25 protein-coding genes and 1 pseudogene are annotated in these 25,492 nt (G+C 58.7%); 5 read left to right on the top strand and 21 right to left on the bottom strand.

Features of this window, described 5'->3' with window-relative positions:
• Window positions 1–70: 70 nt before the first annotated feature.
• From lsrF to bchF, 4 genes are read right to left on the bottom strand one after another with little or no spacing between them, the layout of a single operon-like run.
• Complete coding sequence (gene lsrF, locus EST62_RS09695; RefSeq protein WP_129051887.1) at window positions 71–952, bottom strand: 3-hydroxy-5-phosphonooxypentane-2,4-dione thiolase; 882 nt, start codon at window positions 950–952, stop codon at window positions 71–73.
• 51 nt (window positions 953–1,003) lie between these two features.
• The gene (locus EST62_RS09690; protein ID WP_129051886.1) at window positions 1,004–3,124 is read right to left on the bottom strand and encodes a bifunctional aldolase/short-chain dehydrogenase; all 2,121 of its coding nucleotides are present in this window, start codon (window positions 3,122–3,124) and stop codon (window positions 1,004–1,006) included.
• A gap of 48 nt (window positions 3,125–3,172) precedes the next feature.
• Window positions 3,173–3,394, bottom strand: coding sequence for a hypothetical protein (locus tag EST62_RS09685; protein ID WP_129051885.1), 222 nt, complete (start codon window positions 3,392–3,394; stop codon window positions 3,173–3,175).
• A gap of 44 nt (window positions 3,395–3,438) precedes the next feature.
• Entirely contained in the window at window positions 3,439–3,912 is a 474-nt protein-coding gene (gene bchF / locus EST62_RS09680) for a 2-vinyl bacteriochlorophyllide hydratase (RefSeq protein WP_129051884.1), read from the bottom strand.
• 304 nt (window positions 3,913–4,216) lie between these two features.
• Between bchF and EST62_RS09675 the strand changes: the two genes are divergently transcribed.
• Window positions 4,217–5,638: a radical SAM protein gene (locus EST62_RS09675; protein ID WP_167599286.1), complete on the top strand. Its 1,422-nt coding sequence runs from the start codon at window positions 4,217–4,219 to the stop codon at window positions 5,636–5,638.
• Window positions 5,631–6,131 (top strand): recombination regulator RecX, encoded by a 501-nt coding sequence (gene recX, locus EST62_RS09670; RefSeq protein WP_129051883.1) that lies wholly within the window; start codon window positions 5,631–5,633, stop codon window positions 6,129–6,131. Before EST62_RS09675 ends, recX begins: the two co-directional genes overlap by 8 nt.
• Window positions 6,132–6,211: 80 nt before the next feature.
• Here recX and pyrH read toward each other — a convergent pair whose 3' ends face one another.
• The 5 genes from pyrH to rplM form a co-directional block, all read right to left on the bottom strand.
• Complete coding sequence (gene pyrH, locus EST62_RS09665; protein WP_129051882.1) at window positions 6,212–6,931, bottom strand: UMP kinase; 720 nt, start codon at window positions 6,929–6,931, stop codon at window positions 6,212–6,214.
• A gap of 250 nt (window positions 6,932–7,181) precedes the next feature.
• On the bottom strand, window positions 7,182–8,048 hold the full coding sequence (gene tsf, locus EST62_RS09660) for a translation elongation factor Ts (protein WP_129051881.1): 867 nt from the start codon (window positions 8,046–8,048) through the stop codon (window positions 7,182–7,184).
• Window positions 8,049–8,135: 87 nt separating this feature from the next.
• On the bottom strand, window positions 8,136–8,885 hold the full coding sequence (rpsB, locus tag EST62_RS09655) for a 30S ribosomal protein S2 (protein WP_129051880.1): 750 nt from the start codon (window positions 8,883–8,885) through the stop codon (window positions 8,136–8,138).
• A gap of 138 nt (window positions 8,886–9,023) precedes the next feature.
• Window positions 9,024–9,413: a 30S ribosomal protein S9 gene (rpsI, locus tag EST62_RS09650; protein WP_129051937.1), complete on the bottom strand. Its 390-nt coding sequence runs from the start codon at window positions 9,411–9,413 to the stop codon at window positions 9,024–9,026.
• Between the two features lie 15 nt (window positions 9,414–9,428).
• A complete protein-coding gene (rplM, locus tag EST62_RS09645; protein ID WP_129051879.1) occupies window positions 9,429–9,881 on the bottom strand; it encodes a 50S ribosomal protein L13 in 453 nt (150 codons plus the stop codon).
• A gap of 149 nt (window positions 9,882–10,030) precedes the next feature.
• Between rplM and der the strand changes: the two genes are divergently transcribed.
• From der to EST62_RS09630, 3 genes are all read left to right on the top strand, one after another.
• Window positions 10,031–11,344, top strand: a complete 1,314-nt coding sequence (gene der, locus EST62_RS09640; protein WP_129051878.1) for a ribosome biogenesis GTPase Der — start codon at window positions 10,031–10,033, stop codon at window positions 11,342–11,344.
• Window positions 11,345–11,480: 136 nt separating this feature from the next.
• Window positions 11,481–12,620, top strand: coding sequence for an Mrp/NBP35 family ATP-binding protein (locus tag EST62_RS09635; protein WP_129051877.1), 1,140 nt, complete (start codon window positions 11,481–11,483; stop codon window positions 12,618–12,620).
• A 142-nt stretch (window positions 12,621–12,762) separates the two neighbouring features.
• Window positions 12,763–13,014, top strand: a complete 252-nt coding sequence (locus EST62_RS09630; protein ID WP_129051876.1) for a NifU family protein — start codon at window positions 12,763–12,765, stop codon at window positions 13,012–13,014.
• A 107-nt stretch (window positions 13,015–13,121) separates the two neighbouring features.
• On the opposite strand, the gene EST62_RS09625 is transcribed toward EST62_RS09630, so the two are convergent.
• The 12 genes and pseudogenes from EST62_RS09625 to EST62_RS09570 all read right to left on the bottom strand — a co-directional run.
• The gene (locus EST62_RS09625) at window positions 13,122–15,623 is read right to left on the bottom strand and encodes a DNA translocase FtsK (RefSeq protein ID WP_371414692.1); all 2,502 of its coding nucleotides are present in this window, start codon (window positions 15,621–15,623) and stop codon (window positions 13,122–13,124) included.
• A 15-nt stretch (window positions 15,624–15,638) separates the two neighbouring features.
• On the bottom strand, window positions 15,639–16,736 hold the full coding sequence (gene gcvT / locus EST62_RS09620) for a glycine cleavage system aminomethyltransferase GcvT (protein ID WP_129051875.1): 1,098 nt from the start codon (window positions 16,734–16,736) through the stop codon (window positions 15,639–15,641).
• A 113-nt stretch (window positions 16,737–16,849) separates the two neighbouring features.
• Window positions 16,850–17,485 (bottom strand): TPM domain-containing protein, encoded by a 636-nt coding sequence (locus EST62_RS09615; protein ID WP_129051874.1) that lies wholly within the window; start codon window positions 17,483–17,485, stop codon window positions 16,850–16,852.
• Window positions 17,486–17,513: 28 nt separating this feature from the next.
• Complete coding sequence (locus EST62_RS09610; protein ID WP_129051873.1) at window positions 17,514–18,305, bottom strand: YgcG family protein; 792 nt, start codon at window positions 18,303–18,305, stop codon at window positions 17,514–17,516.
• A gap of 1 nt (window position 18,306) precedes the next feature.
• Complete coding sequence (locus EST62_RS09605; RefSeq protein WP_129051872.1) at window positions 18,307–18,894, bottom strand: LemA family protein; 588 nt, start codon at window positions 18,892–18,894, stop codon at window positions 18,307–18,309.
• Between the two features lie 248 nt (window positions 18,895–19,142).
• Window positions 19,143–20,165 (bottom strand): class I fructose-bisphosphate aldolase, encoded by a 1,023-nt coding sequence (locus EST62_RS09600; protein WP_129051871.1) that lies wholly within the window; start codon window positions 20,163–20,165, stop codon window positions 19,143–19,145.
• A gap of 185 nt (window positions 20,166–20,350) precedes the next feature.
• Window positions 20,351–21,385, bottom strand: coding sequence for a hydrogenase expression/formation protein HypE (hypE, locus tag EST62_RS09595; RefSeq protein ID WP_129051870.1), 1,035 nt, complete (start codon window positions 21,383–21,385; stop codon window positions 20,351–20,353).
• 21 nt (window positions 21,386–21,406) lie between these two features.
• Entirely contained in the window at window positions 21,407–22,687 is a 1,281-nt protein-coding gene (locus EST62_RS09590; protein ID WP_167599285.1) for a toll/interleukin-1 receptor domain-containing protein, read from the bottom strand.
• A gap of 14 nt (window positions 22,688–22,701) precedes the next feature.
• Window positions 22,702–23,790, bottom strand: coding sequence for a hydrogenase formation protein HypD (hypD, locus tag EST62_RS09585; RefSeq protein WP_129051868.1), 1,089 nt, complete (start codon window positions 23,788–23,790; stop codon window positions 22,702–22,704).
• A gap of 273 nt (window positions 23,791–24,063) precedes the next feature.
• Window positions 24,064–24,303 carry a HypC/HybG/HupF family hydrogenase formation chaperone gene (locus tag EST62_RS09580; RefSeq protein ID WP_167599284.1) on the bottom strand — a complete coding sequence of 80 codons (240 nt, stop codon included), beginning with the start codon at window positions 24,301–24,303 and terminating at the stop codon, window positions 24,064–24,066.
• A gap of 46 nt (window positions 24,304–24,349) precedes the next feature.
• Window positions 24,350–24,736 (bottom strand): four helix bundle protein, encoded by a 387-nt coding sequence (locus tag EST62_RS09575; protein WP_245153582.1) that lies wholly within the window; start codon window positions 24,734–24,736, stop codon window positions 24,350–24,352.
• Between the two features lie 20 nt (window positions 24,737–24,756).
• Window positions 24,757–25,492 (bottom strand): annotated as a pseudogene (locus tag EST62_RS09570) (carbamoyltransferase HypF); the annotation flags it as partial.

Below are 25,492 nucleotides of genomic sequence, written 5' to 3'. Positions count from 1 at the left end.
AAAAAGCGGGAGGCAGATTCGGCCACCTCCCGGTTAACAATTACGGCGGAAAAAAGCTCCGCCAGGCAAATCACTTCTCCGCCTTGAGCGAATTGAAGTATTCGAAGGCTTCGTTCGGAGTATAACCCTCGTGGACGATCTTGTTGACCGCCAGCATCATCTCTTCGGGATTGTCGCTCTGGAAGATGTTGCGGCCCATATCGACGCCAGCAGCGCCCTCCTGGATCGCGTTGTACGACATGGTCAGCGCTTCGATTTCGGGGAGCTTCTTGCCGCCAGCCATCACAATCGGTACCGGGCAGGAGGCAACGACGGTCTCGAAATCTTCCGGCACATAGTAGGTTTTGACGATCTGCGCGCCGAGTTCCGCGCAAATGCGGGTGGCGAGGCGGAAGTACTTCGCGTCGCGCACCATATCCTTGCCGACCGCGGTCACGGCCATCGTCGGAATGCCGTAGCGCAGGCCCATGTCAACCAGCCTGGTCATGTTGTGGATCGAGCGGGTCTCGTACTCGCCGCCGATGAAGACCTGAAGCGTGATGCAGGCCACGTTCATGCGGATGGCGTCCTCGATGTCAACGGCCAGCTCCTCGTCCGAAAGCTCCTTGAGGATGCTCGGCCCGCCGCTGCACCGCATGACGACAGCCTTGGTGAGGCTCGGCGGCACGGTGGTGCGCAGAATGCCGCGGGTCAGCATGATGGCGTCGGCGTGCTTCATGAGCGGCACGATATTCACGTCGGGGCGCTCCAGGCCGGTGGTCGGCCCCTGGAAGTAACCGTGGTCGATGGCGAACATCACGGTCTTGCCGGTGTCGGGACGGAAAATCCTCGACAGGCGGTTCTTCATGCCCCAGTCGAGCGAGTGAGCGCCTTTGAGAAAGAAGCCGTAATTGTTGACCGGTACATCGGTGTAATACTCTTTCGCCTGTTTGTCCTTATCGTACTCCGCCATCGTGAGACCTCCAGATTGGGTTATGGTTTTAAATGAAAACTACGCTATGGATTACCTCAGCGCGGCGGCGATGTTGCCACCGTCAACCGTGGTGATCGAGCCGGTCGTCTTGGTTTCGAGCGCCAGATGGACGAACGCATCGGCCACATCCTCCGCCGACACTTCGAGGCCGAGCAGATTGCCCGCCATGTAATCTCTTTCGGAGAGTCCGCGCGCCGCCGAACGGGCCTTGATCATCTCCGGCGTGAGCAGGCCGCTGCGGATGCGGTCGGCATTGACACCATTGGCGCGGATGCCGTCGCGCCCGTGGTCGAGCGCGTACTGGCGGAGCAAAAAGAGGGTCGCGGCTTTCGGCAGGCCGTAGGGGCCAAAGTCCGGGCCGGGATTGACCGCCTGTTTCGAAACGTTGTAGAGCAGCACCCCGCCCGTGCCCTGGCGGCGCATGATGCGGACGGCCTGCTGCGAAATAGTCTGGTGCGAAAAGAAGTTGAGCTCGAAGCTCCTGCGGAGCAGCTCGTCGGAAACGTCGCCGATCCTGCCCTGCCATGCGACGCCGACGTTGGAGACGACGATGTCGAGGCCGCCGAAAGCGCGGCAGACCGCGTCGAACGCCGCGCCGACCGCCGCGGAATTGGTGACATCGCAGGGAATGGCGAGTGTGCCGGAGCCGAGTTCCGTCGCCGCCTTTTCGAGCGCCGCCGGATCGAGATCCATCAGCACGATCTCCGCGCCTTTCTGCTTGAACGCCTTCGCCGTGGCCAGGCCGATCGCGCCCGCGCCACCCGTGACCAGCGCCACCTTTCCGGCGAACTCGCCCCCGTTGCGGCTCTTGCGCACCTTGGCCTGCTCCATGTCCCAGTACTCGATCTCGAACGCATCCTTCTCCGAAATCGACTCGAAACAGCCGATAGACTCGGCATCGAGCATCGCCACCGCCGAGTGCTCGGCGATGTCCGCCGTGAGCCTGGCGTCGGCGACGGAGCGTCCGAGGCCGAACAGGCCGAGACCCGGCACGAGCACGACGCGCGGCATCGGATCGATCATCGAAACCTCCATGCCGGTGGCCGCCTGCTGGCGCTCGAAGTAGGCGCGGTACTCCTCGGTGAAGCGCTCGACGCGCTCACGGATTGCGGCGCGGAATCCATCGAGATCGGCAGCATCCGGCGCGGGCGCGACAAGCGGGTGGTTCTTGGTGCGGATGATGAAGTCCGGCGTCATCGCCCCTTTTTTGGCGAACGCCTCCAGGTCGGCGATTTTGAGGTAGTCCAGCAGCGCGGGCGAGGTTCTGAATTCGAGCACAAAGCTCTGGTAATCCTTTTCGCCGGGCGTCTTCTCGAACGAGCACGCGCCGCGCACGATGGGCGCGACCTGTTCGACGCTGGCGATCTGCGACGGCATCTCAGCCACGGCGAACGCCTTGCGTTCAGCAGAAGCGATGCGCTCCTCGATGCGATTGACGCCATCGATCATCCGGTCATAGGCCTCTCTGGCGGAGTCGCCGAAAGTGACGAGACCATGCTTGTGCATCACGAGTCCCTCGATCGACGGATTTGCCTCGTAAGCGTCATGGGCGAGGTTGGCCAGGCCGAGACCCGGCTGGATGTAGGGCGCCTGCCCGTAGCCGTCGCCCAGCGCCTCGCGGCACAGGCGCGCCCCGTCGGTCTGGTTGCTCAGCGTGAGCAGCGCCAGCGAGTGGGTGTGCATGATGTAGCGATGAGGCAGAAAGGCGTGGAGCAGGGTTTCAATCGAAGGGCTGAGCGAGCGGCTGACCATGTGGTCGGTCAGGGTGAAGAGGTTCAGGAAGAGAAAATTCTTGAACTCCCTGGTCGAAAAATCCCGAATATCCTCCTCGCTGTGGCGCTGGCCGGAGGCGTACATCTGTTGCAGCTTGCGAAGCGGATCGATGCGCACCGGCGTAAAATCACCGGCATCGACCGAGGCGAGATTGACGCCACTGGCCTTGATGTAGATCACGTTGGCGTGATTGCCGATAAAATCGGTCAGGACGCTCTTGACGGAAGTATTGCCGCCGCCGTGCATGACCAGCCGGTCATCCTTGCCGAGCAGCCTCGACGCATAGACCAGCTCCACCAGTTCGGAGGGAGTATCGGCGGCATCGATGCGGCCCGCCGCCGTCATGTTCAGATCGGACTCGTTCCAGAGATTCTTCATAAGGATTGAACTATTCCTGTAATCACGGTTAAAGTTGCGATGCGCTGCTCAGGAGTGCAGACCCTGTATTTTTTTTGCATGACGCTTCTGAATCAGAAAGCCTGAGAAATAAATCAGAATAAAGCCCGGAATGATCAGGGCGAAATAGAGTATCCGATCGTGCGCTGTCGTGAGCTGTCCGGAAGACCAGATCATCCAGACCAGCAAAAACCAGACCGGCCCGATGGCCAGAAACATCACATTCCAGAGCGTCTTGAAACTGTAATTCATAATCGGCGCAAGCTATGCTGACAAGCGGCAGAACAGGACGGAGATCAGATCGTCCCCTGCCCCTTCAGCTTTCGTTCATTATTTTTTTCGAGAATGATCCTCACCAGATACTGCAAAGCGTTCATCACGTAGGTCAGGTAGGCAATGTAAGCCTCGACGACCAGCACATGCTCCGGATACCCCATCCACGCCATCACGAAATAGAGCAGATGGAAAAAGGCCGCCACCGTGCTGCCCACATCCTCCCAGAAAAACTCTTTGGAATAGACCCACTGGTCGAAAATCTCCTTCTCGAAAAACATGCCCGTAATGAACAGGATGGCGAAAAAGAGGGTCTTGAACAGAATGGCGATGCTGATCCAGTAAAAATCGATGCTGGCGATATTGAATGCGTAGAGGGTATTGAGCGTTATACCGCCAAGAAAAATGAAAAACTGTATGGGAGCCAGAATGATCTGGATGTCGGTCCAGACCGATGCGTTGCGTTTGGCGAGCTGTTCAGGTGTATAGCGAGGCATGAAGTCTTGAAACTTGCAACTGAGAATTGGACGATTGTAATACAGCCGGCCCGGCTGTACGAAGGAGGGAATATAGTAAAATCCGGATACCCTGAAAAACCTCTGAAAGCCGAAATTGCGCTTCTGCAACGATCTTTTTTACAGCATCGACGTAATTGTTAACTATCGAATATTTTGCTAAATTCGGCAGGTTTCGTAGGTTTCACCAGACAGGTTGCGCGCCCGCCTCCATCGCCTTTCAGGATCGGGCAATCCTGCAATACAGAGTCATGGTTTTTTAGTATCAATCCGGTTTTTTCACCTGATGCAATTTCCCGACCCAGCAGCCACCCGGCCCTTGAAAATCCTGCTCGTATCTCCGCAGGGCAAACTGGATGACGACAGCAACCAGAAGCCTCTCTTCCACATGGCGCTCGGCGTTTTGACGAGCCTGACGCCACCCCAGCACCAGATCGAACTCGTGGACGAGCACTTCCACGACAAGGTCAATTACGATGGCGACTATGACATGATCGGCATCACCTCCCGAACCATCGAAGCGACCCGAGCCTACGAGATCGCCGACGAGTTCCGCAAGCGCGGTAAAACCGTGGTGCTCGGCGGCCTGCACATTTCGTTCAATCCCGACGAGGCGGCCTCTCACGCGAACTGCATCGTGGTTGGCGAGGCCGACAATCTCTGGACGACCCTGCTCGACGACGTGGCCAACAACCGCCTCAAGGAGCGCTACGACTCCAAGGATTTTCCGCCGGTCAAGTCGATCACGCCGCTCGACTACGCCAGAATCGCGAAAGCCTCCAAGCGCACGAAGGTTGACGGCACCAAGTCGATTCCGATTTACGTCACCCGCGGCTGTCCGTTCAACTGCTCCTTCTGCGTCACGCCAAACTTCACCGGCAAACAGTACCGGGTGCAGGATCCGGAGTCGCTGAAGCACCAGATCGAGGAGGCGAAAAAGTACTTCTTCAAGGCGAACGGCAAGAACTCGAAGCCCTGGTTCATGCTTACCGACGAAAACCTCGGCATCAACAAGAACAAGCTCTGGGCGTCGCTCGACCTGCTCAAGGAGTGCGACATCACCTTCAGCGTCTTCCTCAGCATCAACTTCCTCGAAGACCCGACCACGGTCAAAAAGCTGGTGGAGGCCGGTTGCAACTTCGTGCTCGCCGGTCTCGAATCGATCAAGCAGAGCACGCTCGAAGCCTACAACAAGGGGCACGTCAACTCGGCGGAGAAGTACTCGAAGATCATCGACGACTGCCGCAAGGCGGGGCTGAACATCCAGGGCAACTTCCTGTTCAACCCGGCCATCGACACCTTCGAGGACATCGACGAGCTGGTGCAGTTCGTCAAGAAGAATCACATCTTCATGCCCATCTTCCAGATCATCACCCCCTACCCAGGTACGCAGATGTACCTCGAATACAAGGAAAACGGCCTGATCACCATCGAGGACTGGGAAAAATACAACGCCCTGCATCTGGTCATCAAGTCTGACCGCTACGAGCCACTGCTCTTCCAGTACAAAGTGCTCAAGAGCTACGTCAACGTTTACACATGGAGGGAGATTCTGCTCAGAACGGTTCACAATCCGAGAAAGCTCATCAATCTGGTCACCAGCATCGCCTTCAAAACGCACCTTTCCGCGCAGCTCAAAACCTTCGAGCGCGACCACAAGATGAACCCGGCCATGCTGTCGGGCGTGAAACCGCTCCTGAATGGATGAGGGAAAAAAGAGTTCCGCGCTCGACCATGCCTTCCGGCTGCTGGCCGGAAGAGCTCACGGAAGAGCCGAACTCGAAGCCAAGCTGAAGAAAAAAGGGTTCGATTCCGAAGCGATTTCAAAAGCCCTTGAAAGACTTGACGAGCTTGGCCTGACCGATGACCGCGCCTTCGCGCAAAGCTGCATGACGAGCATGGCCCGCCGCAGGCCGGAAGGCAAACTCAAGACCCTCGCCCGCCTCAGGCAGAAAGGACTTCCCGACAAAATCATCGACGAAGCAATCACCAACTGCGACCAGGCCGAGCTGTGCCGCGCCGCCGCAGAAAAAAAGCTACGCACCCTTACCGCCCCCCCCGACCAGAAAAAGAAAAAGCTCATCACTTTCCTCAAAAACCGTGGCTTCGACTGGGAAACCATTCGCGAAACCGTGGAGCTGGTGATGAGCGGTGAACTGGACGGATCGGACGGATCGGACGGATCAATCACATCGGACTGACCGGTCCGATTCTATACAAAAAAAGGGCGAACCTTCCCGCTCGCCCCTCTTGCAATTCATCATTCAACATTCATAATTCATCATTCATCACCCACGTGCACGAGCGTACCGATTGGTTCGCCTTTGAGCAGACGGGTGAAGTTTCCCTTGGTGTTCATGTTCATCACCACGATTGGCAGGGTGTTTTCGCGGCAGAGCGTGATGGCGGTCATATCCATCACCCTGAGGTTTTTGCGGATCACATCGACGTAGGAGATGTTGGGGAAGAACTCCGCGTCGGGATTCTTTTCGGGATCGGAATCGTAAACCCCCTCGACTCTGGTACCCTTGACGATGACGTCGGCCTCGATTTCGATGGCGCGGAGCGAGGCGGCGGTATCGGTGGTGAAGTAGGGGTTGCCGGTGCCTGCGCCGAAGATGACGACGCGCCCTTTTTCGAGGTGGCGCACCGCGCGGCGGCGGATGAACGGCTCGGCGATCTGCTCCATTTTGATGGCGGTCACCAGGCGGGTGTAGATGCCCTTGCGCTCAAGCGCATCCTGCAACGCCAGCGAGTTGATGACCGTGGCGAGCATTCCCATGTAATCGGCCTGCACGCGATCCATCGAGGCCGCGGCTTTGGACAGGCCCCGGAAAATATTGCCGCCGCCAATCACCAGCGCGATCTCGGCACCGAGATCGATGGCCTCCTTGATGTCGTCGGCAAAGCTTTCCAGAACACCGGCATCGATGCCATATCCGCTCTCTCCGGCAAGCGATTCACCACTGATCTTGAGCAATATTCTCCGGTATTTTAGCATGGCTGGTTCTCCTTGTTTCTATTTGACTTGTGCGACGGATTGGGTAGGGTATTCAAGGCATCTCTACAAACCTGCCGCGCCCCCTGATTGCTGCGTTGGGTGGTGCTCAAAATCCTCATGGACAAAAGAACATTCCGGTTTCTGCGCTCCATCCACCTTGCACTCATGGCGCTCATGACGCTTTTTAGAGGTGCCTTTTCTTTCAAATAAGCAAAAAAAAAGCCTCGCATCAACGAGGCTTTTTTCAGTTTCAGGCTCCTAACTGATACCTGACAAAGGCTTTGACCTTGACTTGCGCCTGGTTCTTCTTCATGAAGTCATCGAGCACTCCGGAGACGCGGGCGTTCTGATCTTTGATGAAGGTCTGCTCGGTCAGCACCACCTCCTGGTAGTACTTGTTGAGACGGCCCATGACGATCTTGTCAACGAACTCCTCTTTCTTTCCCTCGGCAAGCGCCTGCTGACGGTAAATCTCTTTCTCCTTTTCGATAAGCTCCGACGGCACTCCGTCCCGGCCCACGACAATCGGCGAAGCGGCGGCCACCTGCATGGCGAGGTCTCTGGCCAGCGACTTGGTCTCTTCCGGCTTGTCGGTATCGACCGAGATCAAAGCGCCGAGCTGCGAACCAGGGTGAATGTAGCTTTCGAGCACGCCCGCTTCAGCGGTGAGCTGGGCCATGCGCTTGAGTTCGAGCTTTTCGCCAACCTTGCCGGTCATCGACTTGAGCGCCTCTTCGACGGTTTCGTTGCCGTACGCTTCGCCGAGGTTGATGCCGAGCAAATCCTCTCTCGACTCGCAATTATTGGCAAGAGCCAGCGTGGCGAGCTCGTTGGCAAAGCCGGTGAACACCTCGCCGCGAGCCACGAAATCGGTCTCGCAGTTGAGTTCGAGAATCACGCCCTGCTTCTGGTCGTCGCTCATCAGAATGCAGACCGCGCCTTCGGAGGCTTCGCGATCAGCGCGCTTGGCAGCCATCGCCGCGCCCTTTTTGCGAAGATATTCGATGGCTTTCTGCATATCACCCCCGGTCTCTTCGAGAGCTTTCTTGCACTCCATCATGCCGACGCCGGTGGTATCCCTGAGTTCCTTGACGTCTTTGGCGGAAATCTGACTCATAATATTTCTATAGGAATTGAATCGTGAATGTTGCGGAAAACGAGGCTGTAACAGTGGGGTTCCGGCCTCGTCCCGGTAGCGTTAAGATCAGTCGTTGGCCGACTCTTCTTCGGCCTGTTCGTCCATCTCGACGAGAACTTCCTGCTCGACCTGCAAGGCGCGAGCTTCGAGGATGGTGTCGGCAACCGCCTTGACCATCAGATCGATGGAGCGGATAGCGTCATCGTTGGCCGGAATGACATAATCGACCTCGTCGGGGTCGCAATTGGTATCGACCATCGCAAAGATCGGAATATTGAGCGAACGAGCCTCCTTGATGGCGATGTGCTCTTTTTTGATATCGACCACGAACAGCGCGGCGGGCAGGCGGTTCATGTTGGAGATACCGCCGAGGATGCGCACGAGCTTGTCCTTTTCGCGGAGCAGCATGAGCCGTTCTTTCTTGGTAATCATGTCGAAGGTACCGTCGGTCTCCATGCGGTCGATGGCGTTCATTCGGCGGATGCTCTGGCGGATGGTCGAGAAGTTGGTCAGCATACCGCCGAGCCAGCGCTCGCAAACGTACGGCATACCGGCGCGTTCGGCCTGTTCGGCGATGATGACCTTGGCCTGTTTCTTGGTGCCGACCAGCATGATTTCGCGGCCGGTCGAAGCGATGGCCTCGATGGCTTTGAACGCTTCGTCAGCCATGACGACGGTCTTTTTGAGGTCGATGATGTGAACGCCGTTCTTCTCCATGAAGATATACGGCTTCATTTTTGGGCTCCATCGGCGGGCGAGGTGACCGAAGTGCACGCCTGCGCGAAGCATCTCTTCGAGCTGGAATTTTGTTGACATGATGTCTCCTTTGTTGAGTTGTTCCTCTACCCTGCCGCCGCATCGGGATCCCGAAATTACATCCGAGACACCTCCCTTGGGGTTTATCCGGCAAGCCGGAATGGCAGGGTATGTGAGTTGTTTGTTGCTACGAAAAAATCAGCGCTTCGAGAACTGGAAGGATTTGCGGGCCTTTTTCTTGCCATATTTTTTCCGCTCGACCATGCGGGGATCACGGGTGAGCAGACGATCGGCCCTGAGCATAGGGCGAATGGACTCGTCGAACTCGACCAGCGCCCTTGCGATAGCCAGGCACACCGCGCCGGACTGGCCGGTGAGACCGCCGCCCTGCACGTTGATTTTGATATCGAACTCTTCCTGCTTTTCAGCGGCAGCCAGCGGCTTGAGCGCCTGGCTGCGCTTGAACTCATCCTTGAAATACTCTTCAACCGGCAGCTTGTTGACCACGATCTTGCCCTTGCCCGGCGACATAAACACACGCGCAACGGAAGTTTTTCGGCGACCTACGGTATCGATAACCTCTTTCATCACTATACGTTAGATTTATTGATTGACTTTCATTTCCACCGGCATCTGAGCGGTATGCGGATGCTCTGGCCCGGCATAGACTTTCAGCTTCTTGAAGAGCTGGCGGCCGAGATTGTTATGCGGAAGCATACCCCATACGGCGTGTTCGATCACCTTTTCCGGCTTTTTCTGGAGGAGGTCTTTCACGCTGTCGATCCTGACGCCGCCGGGATAGTGGGAGTGCGAGAAGTAGGTCTTGTCGTCGTGTTTCTTACCGCTCAGCGCAACTTTGCCTGCATTGGTCACGACCACGAAATCACCGGTATCGACATGGGGGGTGAACTGCGGTTTGTGCTTTCCCCTCAGAACATTGGCGATCTGGGCGGCCATCCTGCCAAGCACCTGGTTCTCCGCATCGATGACATACCATGTCCGTTCCACCTCGCCCGGTTTGGCTGAGTATGTTTTAAAGCTTAACGTCTTGCTCATGCTTCTCTTTGATTATCTGGTCTATTCCGAAAAATAAGGTCGAACAATGTAATTTATTCCGTTTAATTCTACAAACTATTACCTTGTTCTCTTTGCAAGAAATAATCTAACCGGAAGCGTACGTCAATTCGCTCCCACGCCGCTGACTCATGAAACCACTGATCGCCTTGGTAGGTCGCCCGAATGTGGGCAAATCGACCCTCTTCAACCGCATTCTCAGGCAGAAAAGCGCCATCGTCGATCCCACGCCGGGCGTGACCAGAGACCGCCACATCAGCCCCGGCGAGTGGCTGGGCAAGCAGTTTTTGCTCATGGACACCGGCGGTTACGCGCCCGAAAACGACTCGCTCAGCGTGTCCATGCTCGAACAGACCTTGCGCGCCTTCGAGGATGCCGACGCGATCATCTTCATGGTGGATGCTCGCGCGGGTCTGACCTATCTCGACCTCGACATCACGAAAATCCTTCAGAAGACCTTCAAGGACAAGAAAATCTTTTTCGTGGCCAACAAGGTGGACAATCCACAGGTCGCGCTCGAAGCGCAGTCGCTGGTCAGGAGCGGCTTTACCGAACCCTATTTCATCTCGGCGCGCGACGGCGCGGGCGTGGCCGATATGCTCGATGATGTGCTCGCGACCCTGCCCTGCCCGGAGGGCGAAGAGCCTGAAGAGGACGATTCGATCAAGCTCGCCGTGCTCGGACGCCCGAACGTCGGCAAATCGAGCATGGTCAACGCCCTCCTCGGCGCGGAACGCCAGATCGTTTCGGACGTGCCCGGCACGACGCGCGACGCCATCGACTCCGTCCTGAAGCGCAACGGCGAGGAATATACGCTCATCGACACGGCGGGCCTGCGCAAGCGCACCAAGATCGACGCCGGCATCGAGTTCTACAGCTCGATCAGGACCGCACGCGCCATCGAGCGCTGCGACGTGGCGCTGGTGCTGCTCGACGCCCGGCTCGGCCTCGAAAGCCAGGACATGAAGATCATCCACATGGCCATCGAACGCAAAAAAGGGGTGCTGATTCTGGTCAACAAGTGGGATCTGGTCGAGAAGGATTCCAAAACCAGCAAGGCGTTCACGGACAACCTGCAAAACCAGCTCGGCAACATCGGCTATATTCCGGTGCTCTTCACCTCGGCCCTGACCAAAAAAAACTGCTACCGCGCCATCGACACGGCGGCCGAGATCGCGCTGAACCGTCGGCAGAAGATCAGCACCAGCAACCTGAACCGCTTCTTGCAGGAGGCGCTCACCATGCGCCACCCGGCCACCAAATCGGGCAAGGAGCTGAAAATCAAGTACATGACCCAGATCGAATCAGGCCATCCGGTCTTCGTTTTTTTCTGCAACGACCCGGAGCTGCTCGAAAGCAATTTCCGCCGCTTCCTCGAAAAGCGACTGCGAGAAAACTTCGATTTCGCGGGAATCCCGATCACCATGCGGTTTGTAAAGAAGTGAGCGCGGGAACAGGGAGTGCCTTTGTTTTGGGGATTTGCCAATCGGGACGGATGGGACTCATGGGACTTTTGGGAGAAAGAAAAAAAGCGGTCCCGACAGTAATAATCACTAATCCATTATCAACTATCCATTATCAATTATGTCAATACAGAAATCGCAGATCGAGGCCGCGCTGGGCACGGTGATGGAACCCGACCTTGGCCGTGACCTCATGAGTCTCGGCATGGTCGAGAACATCGCCGTCGATGAGGCGGGCAACGTTTCGTTCACTGTGGTGCTCACCACGCCCGCCTGCCCGATGAAAGAGAAAATCAAAAACTCCTGCATCGACGCCATCAAGGCCGCCGTTCCGGAGGTTGGCGCGATCGACGTCAACATGACCTCGAAGGTCACCTCTTCGTGCAGCCACCACGGCGCACATGGAGGCCGCGACAATCACGACGGGCACGGCAATCATGGCGCGCACGGAGGCCACGGCGCTCCGCAGAAGATCGATCTGCCGAACGTCAAGAACATCATCGCCGTGGCTTCCGGCAAGGGCGGCGTCGGCAAATCGACCGTCTCGCTCAACCTCGCCGTCAGCCTCGCCGCTTCGGGCGCCAAGGTCGGCCTGATCGACGCCGACCTCTACGGGCCGAGCATCCCGACAATGGTCGGCCTCCAGAACGTCAAGCCCGAAGTGCTGAACCAGAAGCTCATGCCCATCGAAAAGTTCGGCGTCAAAATGATGTCCATCGGCTTCCTCGTCGATCCGGAGACGGCGCTCATCTGGCGTGGCCCGATGGCCTCCAGCGCCATGCGCCAGCTCATCACCGACGTTGACTGGCAGGAGCTCGACTACCTGATTTTCGACCTGCCTCCCGGCACCGGCGACATCCAGCTCACCCTCGTGCAGAACCTTGCCATCAGCGGCGCGGTCATCGTCACCACCCCGCAGGAGGTGGCGCTCGCCGACGTCTCGAAAGCGGTCACGATGTTCCGCAAGGTCGGCGTGCCGATTCTCGGCCTCGTCGAAAACATGAGCTGGTACGAGCTGCCCGACGGTACGCGCGACTACATCTTCGGACGCCAGGGCGGTGAAAAGTTCGCCAGGATCAATGCGCTGGCCTTCCTCGGCTCGATTCCGATCAGCAGCTCGATGCGCGAAGGCGGCGACGTCGGCACGCCGGCGATCATCGCCGCGCCGGACGCGCCGACCTCCGTGGCGGCAAGCAAGGTCGCCGGTGAAATCGCCCGGCAGATATCGATTCTGAACGCCAACTGTTCGATGAACTGAAATCGGCGGCGAGGAGCGCAGCCTTGAGCAATACCGGATTTTTCAGGGTTGCGGCCCGGTTGTTATATTAAGCTCTGATTTCAGAAACGAACGAGCAACCCGTTTTTTTCATAATCCAAAACCAACAACAAGTTTACAGACCATGAAGGATTATCTGCCAAAAACCGACCCGCTGTACGACAAAGTCATCAGCGCTCTCGAAACCGTCCGCCCCTACCTCCAGGTCGATGGCGGAGACTGCCAGCTCGTCGGCATCACCAAGGATATGGTGGTCGATGTGAAGCTCCTCGGCGCTTGCGGCTCCTGCCCGATGAGCACCCTCACCCTCCGCGCCGGCGTCGAGCAGGCCATCAAGAAAGCCAACCCCGAAATCGCCCGCGTCGAAGCGGTCTGAGCTAAACAGCACGGAAAAGCAAAACGGCTGCCCGGAAATTGACCGGAGCAGCCGTTTGTGGTTTAAGCCCTATAAGTCCTATAGGACAAAAAACCGCACCCCGATTTTCAATCCAGATTCCGCAGCAGCAGCTCCAGCGAGTCTTCGCTCTTGACGAGCACTTCGCGGGGCTTGCTGCCGTCTCCGGCGCTGACGATGCCGTTGCGTTCGAGCTGGTCCATCACCCGTCCGGCGCGGCTGAAGCCGAGCCGCAGGCGGCGCTGCAACAGCGAAACGCTGGCCTGCTGGTGCATGACGACAAGCCGGGCGGCCTCCTCGAACATGGCGTCGCGAGCGTCCCGCTCCTGGCCGGAGCCGGAGGAGGAGCCGTTGCCGTTCGACCACGGCGGTTCGGGCAGCATGCACTCGGTCTTCAATGGCGGCTGCTCGCCGATAAACTCGGTGATCGCATCGACCTCCGAGAGCGAAATATAGGGGCACTGGATGCGCTCCGGCTTGGACATTTTCGCCGACTGGAAGAGCATGTCACCGCTGCCCAGCAACTGCTCCGCGCCCGACACGTCGAGAATGGTGCGCGAATCGACCTTGCTGGCCACCTGAAAGGCGATGCGCGACGGGAAGTTGGCCTTGATGATGCCGGTGATGACGTCAACCGACGGACGCTGCGTGGCCACGATCAGGTGAATGCCGACCGCACGGGCCATCTGCGCGAGCCGCGTGATCGGCTCCTCCACCTCGCGGCCCGCCGTAATCATCAGGTCGGCAAGCTCGTCGATGACAACGACGAGGTAGAACATCGCCTCATCCTTCATCTTCTTATTGTACTCGCCGATGTTGCGTACGCCGCACTTTTCGAGCAGTTCGTAGCGATGCTCCATCTCCCGCACCACCGAGCGGAGCGCCGCGACCGCCTTCTGCGGATCGGTGACGATGATCTGATCCTCCATGCCGGGAATCTTCGGCAGGAAGTGATCTTTCAGCAGTTTGTACGGTTTCAGCTCGACCCGCTTCGGATCGATCAAGACGAACTTCACCTCGTCGGGCTTTTTCGAGTAGAGCAGGCTGGTGAGCAGCACGTTGATCGCCACCGACTTGCCCGCGCCGGTCGCGCCCGCGATGAGCAGATGCGGCATCGAGGCCAGGTCATCGATAATCACCTCGTTCGAGATGCTCTTGCCGAGGACGATGGGCAGAGCCATCGTGTTGTTCTTGAATTTCTCGACCTGCAACACCGAGCGCATCACCACCGGGCGCGGCTTGCGAATCGGGATTTCGACGCCGATGGCGTTCTTGCCGGGAATGGGCGCGATGATGCGGATGCCGCCCGACGAGGAGGCCATCGCCATGGCGAGATCGTTTTCGAGCGACTTGATGCGGCTGATCTTCACCTCCGGCGCGAGTTCCAGCTCGAAGAGCGCCACGCGGGGGCCGACGGTGGTGGCGATGCGGATGACGTCGATCTTGTAAATCCTGAGCTTTTCGATCAGCCGATCCTTGGTTTCGGCCAGGTGGCGCTCGTCGTAGCTCTCGTCCTCGTCCTTCGGGCGCTGCAACAGATCGATGGAGGGAAAGCGGTACTGAACGTGATCGTGCGTCCTGACCTTGAGCCGCCGCTCGTCGAGGTCGGCCTCCGCCTCTCGAACTCCCGGATTGATGATCATATCCGGCCCCTCTTCCGACCGGACGATTGCCGGTTCCGGCGCTTCGATCTCCTCGACCTCCGCCGGAATCACAATGGATTCGGGCGCGGGCAGCCTGGCGGGCGGCGGCTCAGGCGCGTGTTCTGGCTCCGTATCCCTCGTGGGAGCCGCAGGTTTGGGCGGTTTTCCGGATGGAGCGGCCTTCGAAGCCTTCCCCCCTTTCGCGGCGCGGCGCTCCTGCTTCTCCCTCTTTTTCCACTCCTTTTCCTGGGCGACAGCCATCCGCGCCGCCTTTTTCCTGACCTCGCGCTCCTCCTTTTCACGGCGCTTTCTCGACCGCTCGTCCTTGATCGCCTTCACGGTTGCCGACACCTTCGCGAAAAATGCGCTCACGGCGGCAATCGCCTCCGTAATGAAATCGCGGCCCATGTAGAAGGTCAGAAGTACGCCAATGACAGCGGTGAGAGTCCACGCGCCGGGGTAGCCGATGACGGTCGAGAGGAACGACGCCATCATCCGCCCGGTCGCGCCGGCCATGAGATCGGCAAACGGCACCGTGGAGAGGCCGAACATGGCCGAGAGGTCGAGCGCCATGAGGAGAGTGTAAACCAGAAAGAAGAGCGCCGGGCCGAGGGGCTGCATCCTGAACAGACGCCAGCCGAGCGCGAGAAAGCCGAAAAGCGGCAATGCCGACGGATAGCCGAGCAGCACCCGGATGAAAAAGACCGACACCCGCGCCCCAAACAGGCCGAAAGGGTTGTGTATCGTCCCGGCGACAGCTTTGGCCGCGCTCGAAAAAATCTCGTACCAGGGCAAGGTCACGATGTACGGCTCGTCTTCGGCATGGAAACCGAGCACGGCGGCAATGCAAAAAAGCGCGGCGAGCATCAGCACGATGCCGCCGGCTTCCGTGGCGAGACTCTCCCTGCGGAAAGCCTGCGTGTCTATCTTCTTTTTCAACAGGGAGATCGGCTCCTTTTCAGATCATGGGCGGACGGCATGCACGAACGGCAGCCGCCTGACCGCGCCGGGTTGCATGGTTCCCCGAATTTCGACGAAGATCGGCGTGCCGGGTTTCGCATAGTCGCAGAGGAGGCTCGCCGTGCCGATCGGTTCCTGAAGGGTCGGCGACACCGTGCCGCTGCACACCACGCCAATCTCCTGCTTATCGGCGTTATAGATTTTGAAGTGCTGGCGCGGAATGGCGCGGCCTTCGAGGCTGAATCCGGCCACGCTCCGGCGCGGATCGATCTCGACCTGCTGGCACGCCTGCTTGCCGATAAAGTTGGGCTTGTCGAGTTTGACCACCCATTTGAGCCGCGCTTCGAGCGGATTGACATTTTTCTCGATTTCGTGGCCGTAGAGCGAGTAGCCCATTTCGAGCCGCAGCGTGTCGCGCGCGCCGAGGCCGATGGGCTTGATACCGTCACTCTTTCCGGCCTCCATCAGCGCCGACCAGAGCGCCTCGGCCTTTTCGTTCGGCAGGCAGATCTCCACGCCCGCCTCGCCGGTGTAGCCGGTGCGGGCCACCATGATCTCGGCACCCTCGAACGGCAGCTTCATGAAGTGGAACGAACCGAGCTGGTCGATGCCCGCGCCGGGGAAAACCCGCGCGAGAATCTCCATCGCTTTCGGCCCCTGCAGGGCGACGAGCGACAGCTCGCTGGTGTGATTTTCGAGTGAGACGCCCTCGAACTCGACGACGTGGCTCGAAAGCCAGTCGAAATCCTTTTCGCAGTTGCTCGCGTTGACGATGAGGAAAAAGGTGTCGGCGCTGACGCGGTAGATGATGAGGTCATCAACGATGCCGCCATCGGGATAGAGCATCAGCGTATATTGCGCCTGCCCGTCCACGACTTTGCCGAGATCGTTGGTGGTCATGTACTGGAGGAACTCCAGCGCCCGCTCGCCCCTGACGTAGAAATTACCCATGTGCGACACATCGAAAAGCCCCGCCGCTTCGCGCACGGCCTTGTGTTCGGCGATGATTCCGGTGTACTGCACCGGCATCAGAAAGCCGCCGAAATCGATCATTTTCGCACCGGCTGCTTCATGCCAGGCTGAGAGCGCTGTCTTTTTCATTGATCTCTTTTATCCAATTGAATGAATGTGATGGAATGTCTTGTAAAAAAACAATTTGCGGAAAAGATCAAAGCCCTTTTTCTCCATGCCGCGCAAGAGATTGCGGCCTTCGTTCAGCCGATGATGACCGAATCGGCAAGCTCGTTGGTGTCGTCCGCCTTGCGGGGAAAGTGCTGGCTCAAGAGCTTGCCGCAGATTCCGACGGCCTGGCCGATCGCCTCGCCCTGCCGCCCGTCACGAATGCCTTTCGTGATGGTATCGACCACCTCCTGCCAAACCTGCTTGCCCACGACGGCGTCGATGCCGCTGTCGGCAAGCACCTTGACGCTGTGCTCGTAGAGCGAGATGTAGATGAGAATGCCGGTGCGGTCGCGCGTCTCGTGCACCTTGCGGTGGTAGAATGAGTGAATCGCCGCCTCCTCGACCTCTTCGGCAATCTCCGCGCGGCTGACGAAGGGGCGCTTCAGGGCGGGGATGCGCTTGACCACTTCGTTCGACGCAATGAAAAAAAGCGCGAACAACGTGAGAAAAACCCACAGGCTCTCGCTGCCGTACAACATCGTACCGCCGATGGCGAGCACGAGCGAAATTGCGCCGCTCGCGGCCAAAATCGCCGAGGGGTAGTTGCTGCTCTCCGCGACCGCCATCACCACGATCTCGCCAGAGGTCGAGGCCTCCGCCTCCCTGACCTTCTGTTCGATCCGGCGGCGCTCCTCGTCGGTCAGAAACTTCTTGATCTTCTCTTTCATGCTTTTTTCCGGAATGGAGTTCGTTGCCTTACCAGTCGCCCGACGCTCCTCCGCCGCCGAAGCCGCCGCCACCGCCGCTGAATCCACCCCCGCCACCGCCGCTGAATCCACCACCGCCACCGCCGCTGAATCCACCACCGCCGCCGGAGGTGAAGATACCGCCGCCCGGCCCCGGAAAACCGCCGGAGACGAACGGCCCGCCGTGGTGGCGACCGCCGAACATGCGGAGATAGAAAAACAGCACGGCAAGGATGATGAGCACCACCAGAGCCGACGGCTTGTCTTTATCACCCTTTTTGGGTTCGGCCTTGTACTCGCCCTTCACCGCCGCAACGAGCGCGTCAGCCGCGCCGGTGAAACCCGCGTCGAAATCCCCGCTTTTGAACGCAGGCTGGATGACGCCGCGAATAATCCGGCCCGATTCGAGATCGGTCAACGTCCCCTCCAGGCCATAGCCAACCTCGATGCGCACCTTGCGGTCGCCCTTCGAGACAATGAGCAAGACGCCGTTATCACGTTTTTCGTCGCCGAGCTTCCACGCCTCGGCGACCCGGATCGAGAACTCCTCGATCGGCTCGCCTTCGAGCGACGGCACCGTGAGCATCGCGATCTGCGTGCCGTCCTCGGCTTCGAGCGCGGCAAGCTTCTGCTCGATCTGCTGCCGAGCCTGCGGCGAAATCATTCCGGCATAATCGTTCACCCGCTGCTTCAGCGCGGGCACGGGCGGAAAAGCCGCCATGAGCGGAGCGCTCGCCAGCAGGAGCGCCAGCGCAAAGAGAACGGAGGGCAGCCAGCGTGATCTGTTGAGGGTAACAGCCATATCAGAATTTCACCTGCGGCACGACTTTGGCCGCCTCGTCCGCCTTGAAGTAGGCCTTCGGCTTCAGCTTGAGCGCCACGCTGTTGGTGATGGAGTTCGGGAAAATGCGGATCGAGGTGTTGAAAACCTGCGCCGCTTCGTTATAGCGCTGGCGGGCAACGCTGATACGGTTCTCCGTGCCTTCGAGCTGCACCTGCAAGTCGCGGAAATTCTGCGTCGCCTTCAGGTCGGGATAGCGCTCGACGGTGACGAGGAGACGCGACAGCGAGGATGAGAGCTGGCCCTGCGCCGCCTGGAACTTCGCCATGGCGTCGGGATCGCTGAGCATCTCCGGCGTGAGCTGGATGGAGCTCGCCTTGGCGCGGGCCTCGACGACCGCCTGAAGCGTCTCCTTCTCGAAATTTGCCGCCCCCTTCACCGTGGCGACGAGGTTCGGCACCAGGTCGGAACGGCGCTGAAGCTGCGATTCGAGGTCGCCCCACGCGCGATTGACCGCCTCTTCGTTCTGCTGAATCGTATTGTAACCGCACCCGCTCAGCATGACGAGCGCCATCAGAAAGGGAAATACCCTTGAAATATATCGTATCATTGCATTGTACTTTCGGTTTGAAAAGTCTGGTAACACCGCTCAAAATAGAATATTCCCTTCCCCGATGCAAACCGGCCCGCCGCTGAGGATGGTGTATTTTTTTGGCACGTCAGGGTTAGAGATGGGCTGGAAAAATAAAAAGGACTTCAGGGACAGCAGGGACTCAAAAGTCAAAGAGAGAAAATCGATGCTCGCGGCATTGTAGTTCTTTGAGTCCCTGAAGTCCTTTCTGTCCTTCACTCATCTCTTCACGCCTCAGCCTCCATCGCTGGCGAATACTTTCCCTCGCGGGCCAAGCCGTTGAGGCGGGCGCGTTTCTTCAGCGCCTGTTGCGCGGCGGCAACGTTGCTCTCCTGACCTTTCCAGGCAGCCAGCACGGGAGCTTGCAGGGCGCGTCCGTAGGAAAAGCTGACCTCCCAGGGGCGACGCCCCATCTTGTTCATGGCGTTGAGATTGGCGGTGGCCTCCTCGGCCTTCTGGCCGCCGGACAGAAACACGATGCCCGGCACGGCTGCCGGAACGTAACGGTTCAGGCAGCGAATCGTGGCTTCGGCAACCTCCTCCGGGCTGTTCTGGCGGAAGCACTGCTTGCCCGCGATCACCATGTTCGGCTTCAGCAGCATTCCCTCGAAGAGCACGCGATGCGCGTCGAGTTCGCTGAACACCGCTTCGAGCACCCTCGACGTCACCTCCTCGCAGCGCTCGATGCCGTGCCCGCCGTCCATGAGCACCTCCGGCTCGACAATCGGCACCAGCCCCTCCTCCTGACACAGCGCGGCGTAACGCGCCAGCGCGTGGGCGTTCGCGCGGATGCCGAACGGCGACGGCGCATCGTGCTCGTCGATCTCGATGACGGCCCGCCACTTCGCGAATCCGGCCCCAAGCTCCCGGTACTCGACGAGCCGGTCACGCAAGCCGTCCAGCCCCTCGGTCACCTTTTCGCCGGGATAACAAGCCAGCGCCCTGGCTCCCCTGTCCACCTTGATGCCGGGCACGATGCCGCGCTCCGCAAGCAATTTCGGGAAAGGAACGCCGTCAAGGGTGGACTGGCGGATAGTTTCATCGAACAGAATGACGCCCCCGATCTCTTGCTCGATCCCTTCGGTCGTAAACAGAATTTCACGATACCGCCGACGGGTCGGCTCCGTGGACTCGACGTCGATGGAATCGAACCGTTTTTTGATGGTCGGCGAGCTTTCATCAGCCGCAAGAACTCCCTTTGCGTGCGACACAATGGCGGAGGCCACCGCGCTCAGTTTCTGCGTGTCCATACAATCCTCCTCTCGTTTTGCATTCGTTGCACCTGCACGATTCCCAAACAATCGACAAGCCCTGCGGGTTCGCAAAGAAAGGACAACAGGGACTGCAAGGACTTCAGGGACGAAGAAAAAAAGATCGATTCTCCCGGCATTGTTGTCCTTGCTGTCCCTTTGTCTTTGAAGTCTTTTTCTTCTTCTCAGCAAATCCGCGGCAACTGCTCGCCGAGCGGCATTTCGACAATACGGCGGCTGCCGAATGGCGTGCGCATCACCACCATGCCGGGGTGCTCTTCGGTGACTTTGCCGATAATCGCGGCGTCGCGTCCGTGCTCGTGCGCGCGCATGGCGGCGAGCGCTGAGTCGGCTTCGGCGGCGGGAACGACGGCGAGCATTTTGCCTTCATTGGCGATGGTGAGCGGGTCGATGCCGAGGAGTTCGGCGGCTCCGCGCACCTCTTCGCGCACGGGAATCGCGGCTTCGGCGAGTTCGATGCCGACGGAGGATGAGTTCGCCAGCTCGTTGAGCGTCGCCGCGACGCCGCCGCGCGTGGGGTCGCGCATGGCGTGGACGTTTGCTGCGCCGAGCACTTCGGCGACGAGGCCGTTCAGGGCGGCGGAGTCGGTCTGGATGCGGCTCTGGAAGGAGAGGCCTTCACGGGTGGTGAGGATCGCCATGCCGTGGTCGCCGATGGTACCGGAGAGGATAACCGCGTCGCCGGGCCGGAGGTTGCGGCACGATACGTCGCGCCCCGGCGGGATGAAGCCGACGCCGGAGGTGTTGATGAAAATCCGGTCGCACTGCCCTTTCTGCACCACCTTGGTGTCGCCGCACGCGATCACCACCCCGGCCTTCCGCGCAGCTTCGGCCATGCTCGCAACGATGCGTTCGAGGTCGGCGAGCGGAAGTCCCTCTTCGAGCACGAACCCGGCGCTGAGGTAGCGCGGCACCGCGCCGCCGACGGCGAGGTCGTTCACCGTGCCGTTAACCGCCAGGTCGCCGATGTTCCCGCCGGGGAAAAAGATCGGCGAGACGACGTAGGTGTCGGTAGTGAACGCAATGCGCCCCGGCTCGGCCTCGAACCGCGCCTGATCGTCGAGCTGGTCGAGCACCGGATTGCCGAGATGCGGCATGAACACCCGCGCCGTCAACTCCTGCGAGAGGCGACCGCCCGCGCCATGAGCCATCTGAACGGTTTCATGCCGAAGAATCGGCGAAGGGCAGCTCAGTTGCATGGATGTATGGGATTGAATCGGTTATTGTTTGCTTTTATCCTTGAACGCTTTCAGCAACTTGTCGAACTCCGTCGTGTAAAGAGAATTGTCATTTTCCCATCCCTTGAAGTTCGGGATGTAGAATTTCCTGATCTCTTCCGACAAATCCCGGCCCTTGCTGTCAACAAACTCCCACTGTTCAAGTGTGCTGAACTCAACAAGGCTGATGGGAAACAGCACTCGTTTGCCTTCGGCTTCTTCACGCTTGACCGCTTTGGCGATTTCCCGTTTCACCCAGTTGCTGTTGATACTGCTCTCAGAAAGCACAAGAAGCACCTTTTCATGGACTTTTATCGCCCGATCAATCTGGGTATCGATATGTTCGCCACCCTCCATGTCATGCGGAGCATACCAGCACCGAACACCTTTAGCCTGAAGGTCGGCATGGAGACGATCCGCAAAAACCTTATCCGAAGTGCTATGGCTGATGAAGCATGAGTAGTAATCAAAGGCCTTGGCTGTCAGTGAACGGGCGTAATCGATGAAGTTATCCGGCACACCACATCCTCGTAGAAAGACTTCCGGTATGTTGCCATTCGATGCGTAAATGGTATCGATTCCGATAGTTGATGGGCCTTTGTGTCGTAAAGTATCCAGCCCTATAACACTGCTGAGATCAACTGCTCCGAAGGTTGTATTGTCAACTGCTGCTCTGCTGAAATTTGCTTCGCTGAGGATTGCTCCTTTGATTTCTGCCGAGCTTAGGTCTGCCTCTATAAGCTTTGTTCGGATGAGGATTGCACCTTGAAGGTCTGCCCCGTGAAGGCGCACTTTGTTCAGGTCTGCATCTACAAAGTTTACTCCGCTGAGGTTAGCTCCACTGAGAAGTGCATCACTGAGGTCTGCACCTTGAAGATGAGCCGTATTAAGATTAGCTTCGGGCATGAATGCAGCATGAAGGTTCGCTCCGGTTAGATCAGTTCCATAAATCCTATCTTTTTTAACACCTCCCAATACACCATCGGCCCCTCTTTTGAAAAATACGTAGCTCATATCTACCTTGCTGAGATTTGCCTCGCTTAAGTTTACCCTACAGAGATATGCTCCACGGAGGTCTGAATCGCCAAGGTCTGCCCACCGAAGGTCAGCTTCGCTGAGGTCTGTCACACGAAGGTCAGCGCCCCTGAAATTTACTCCACGGAGGTCTGTCCTGTGGAGGTCTGTCCCACTCAAGTCAGGCTTCAGTTCTGGATTTGCATCCCTCGCCTTATTCCATTCCTCCACCGATCTCAGGAGCAATTCTTTCGTCAGAATATTTCCCATAAAATCCTCCTTTATCAGCTTTTGCGGTGATAGCGATAATACGCAGCGCAGGCTCCTTCGCTGGAGACCATCGTTGCGCCAAGCGGGGTTTGCGGGGTGCATTCGTGGCCGAAGGCTGGGCAGTCGGAGGGTTTGAGGTGGCCTTGCAGCACCTCGCCGCTGTGGCAGAGGGGGGACTCCTGCGGGGCGATGTGGCCTACGTTGAAGCGCTTTTCGGCGTCGAAGCGGGCGAACTCTGGGCGCAGCACGAGGCCGCTTTGCGGAATGATGCCGATGCCGCGCCACGGGCGGTCGGCCACCTCGAACACCTCCTGCATCACCCGCCGCGCTTCGGGGTTGCCCTCGCGACTCACCACGCGCCCGTAAGCGTTGACGACGCCGCTGCGCCCCGCTTCGAGCATCTCGACCACCTTGAGGATGCCGTCGAGCAGATCGACCGGCTCGAACCCGGCGGGCACAATCGGCACGCCGAACTCCGCCGCAACCGGCTCGTACTCCTCGTACCCCATGATGGCGCAGACGTGCCCGGCGGCGAGGAACCCCTGCACCCGGTTGCCGGGCGACGAAAGAATCGCCCGCATGGCCGGAGGCACCATCACCTGGCTCACGAGTTCGCTGAAGTTCGAGAGTCCCTCCCGCGCCGCCTGCCGGACGGCCATCGCGTTGGCCGGAGCGGTAGTCTCGAAGCCGACGGCGAGAAACACCACCTCTTTTTCGGGATGGTCACGTGCGATCTGCAACGCTTCGAGCGGCGAAAAGACGATGCGCACATCCGCCCCCTCGCTTCGCGCCATGAAGAGGTCTTTCTCGCTGCCGGGCACGCGGAGCATGTCGCCGAAACTCGTGAGGATCACCCCCGGCATAGCGGCAATCGCCAGCGCCCGCTCGATAGTCTCCAGCGGCGTCACGCACACCGGACACCCCGGCCCGTGAACGAGCTGCACGTTCGGCGGCAGAAGCTGGTCGATGCCGTTGCGCATGATCGAGTGGGTCTGCCCGCCGCAAATCTCCATGATCGTCCACTCCCGCCGCGCCACCTGCCGAATGCGGTCAAGCAAAGCACGGGCGCGAGCCGGATCGCGATATTCGTCGATGAATTTCATGGGCGGTCAGGGGGATTGAATAAATTATGCACGTTTCAGTTCTGTCATTCTGAACGAAGTGAAGAATCCAGTTTCTTCGAGGCATCACCATAATTGACTGAATTGAAATATGTTACGAGACTCTCTGGATTCTTCGCCCGACTTCGTCGGACCCCCCGACATGTCGGGGCAAGAGAAAAAGCAGTGCGCACATCAAAATTTTTTCGCAGGAAAAGGGCAGACACATAGTTCTGCCCCTACGGAACATTCAATTCATAATTCAACATTCATAATTCATCCGTCGCGCTGCGCGCGCATCAGCTCGTCCCAGAGCTTGAGGCTTTCGGCAGCTTCCTCCTCATCGATGATCTTCAGCGCGAAACCCGCGTGGACGATGGTGTACTGACCGATGGCGATCTCCGGCACGTACTCAAGGCACGCTTTCGTCAGCGCGCCGCTGATGTCCACCGTGCCCATTTTGAGGCCATTCTCTTCGCGGATTTCTATGAGTTTTCCGGGGATTGCCAAGCACATGATATTAATGGATAATGGATAGTTGATAATTGATAATGATTTGAACTCAATTGCTTTCGGGTGGATTCCTTTTTGATGACTTGATAATAGCTGTCAGAAGTTTCAGCAATTCGACAATATCCGATTTTATCGAATCAAAGCCTTGCTTTTCAAGGAGTTGCGACTGGTAGAGAAGCTCGACCCAATAGTCTGTCTCATTGGCCTCTTTAAGTGCGATGGCCATTTTATGAATAAAATCAGCCTTGCTTTCAGCATGTTCCGCCTCACGCACAAGGGCCCCTATTGCAGTACCGGATTTCAGGAGTTGCCTGCTCAAAACATATGCCTTTTTCTCCTGCTCCAGAAACTGCGTGAGTTTTACTATACGAATCGCAAATTCAAAAGAAAGCTCTTTAACCCGATTTACCCCACTCTTGCTTCCCATTTCTTTCATTATCCATTGTCAATTATCCATTATCCATTACAAACTCCAATATACCGCCCTTTAAGAAACTCTCGCCCTATCGCGGCCTGGCCGAGGCTTAGGCTGCCGTCGTTCGGGGGGACTTGCTCGTGCATGAGCACTTTGTAGCCGTCGCTTTCGAGGTTGTGCGCAAGGGCTTCGGTGAGAAGCTGGTTCTGGAAGACGCCGCCGCTGAGGGCGACGGTTTTCAGGCCGGTTTCGTGGCTGGCCATGCGCGCTGCTTCCGCAAGCATTCCGACGAGCGTTCGGTGGAAGCGTTGGGCGACCTCGGCGGCCCCTGCTCCAGCACGGACGGCGGCGGCGATTTCGCGGAGCATCGGCGAAATGAGCATCAGCCAGCGCCCGTGCTGGCGCTCGAAGCCGAAGCTGTAACCCGCGTCGGCGAGCCGTCCGCCTGCGGCCTGCATCAGCTCGATGGCCGCCTGGCCTTCGTAGTGCGCTTCGTGGCGTAGGCCGGAGATCGAGGCTACGGCGTCGAAGAGTCGCCCGCAGCCGGAGCTTTCCGCCGTGCCGACCCCTTTTTCGAGCAGTTCGAGCACCTGCGCCGACTGCGGCTGGCGAAAGCACTCCAGCCCCTCCGGCGACACGCCGCTCCGGTGGAGCCAGCCGAGCGCGGTGCGCCACACCTGCCGCACCGCCGCGTCGCCGCCGGGCAGCGGCATCGGCTCCAGCGAGGCGAAGCGCGTCACGGCGGCGGCGTCGCCGACGAGCACCTCGCCGCCCCAC

The organism is Chlorobaculum sp. 24CR (assembly GCF_004118635.1).
Taxonomy (GTDB): Bacteria; Bacteroidota; Chlorobiia; order Chlorobiales; family Chlorobiaceae; genus Chlorobaculum.
The sequence above is the reverse complement of the archived record's forward strand: the minus strand, read 5'-3'. Positions and strand labels throughout refer to the sequence as shown.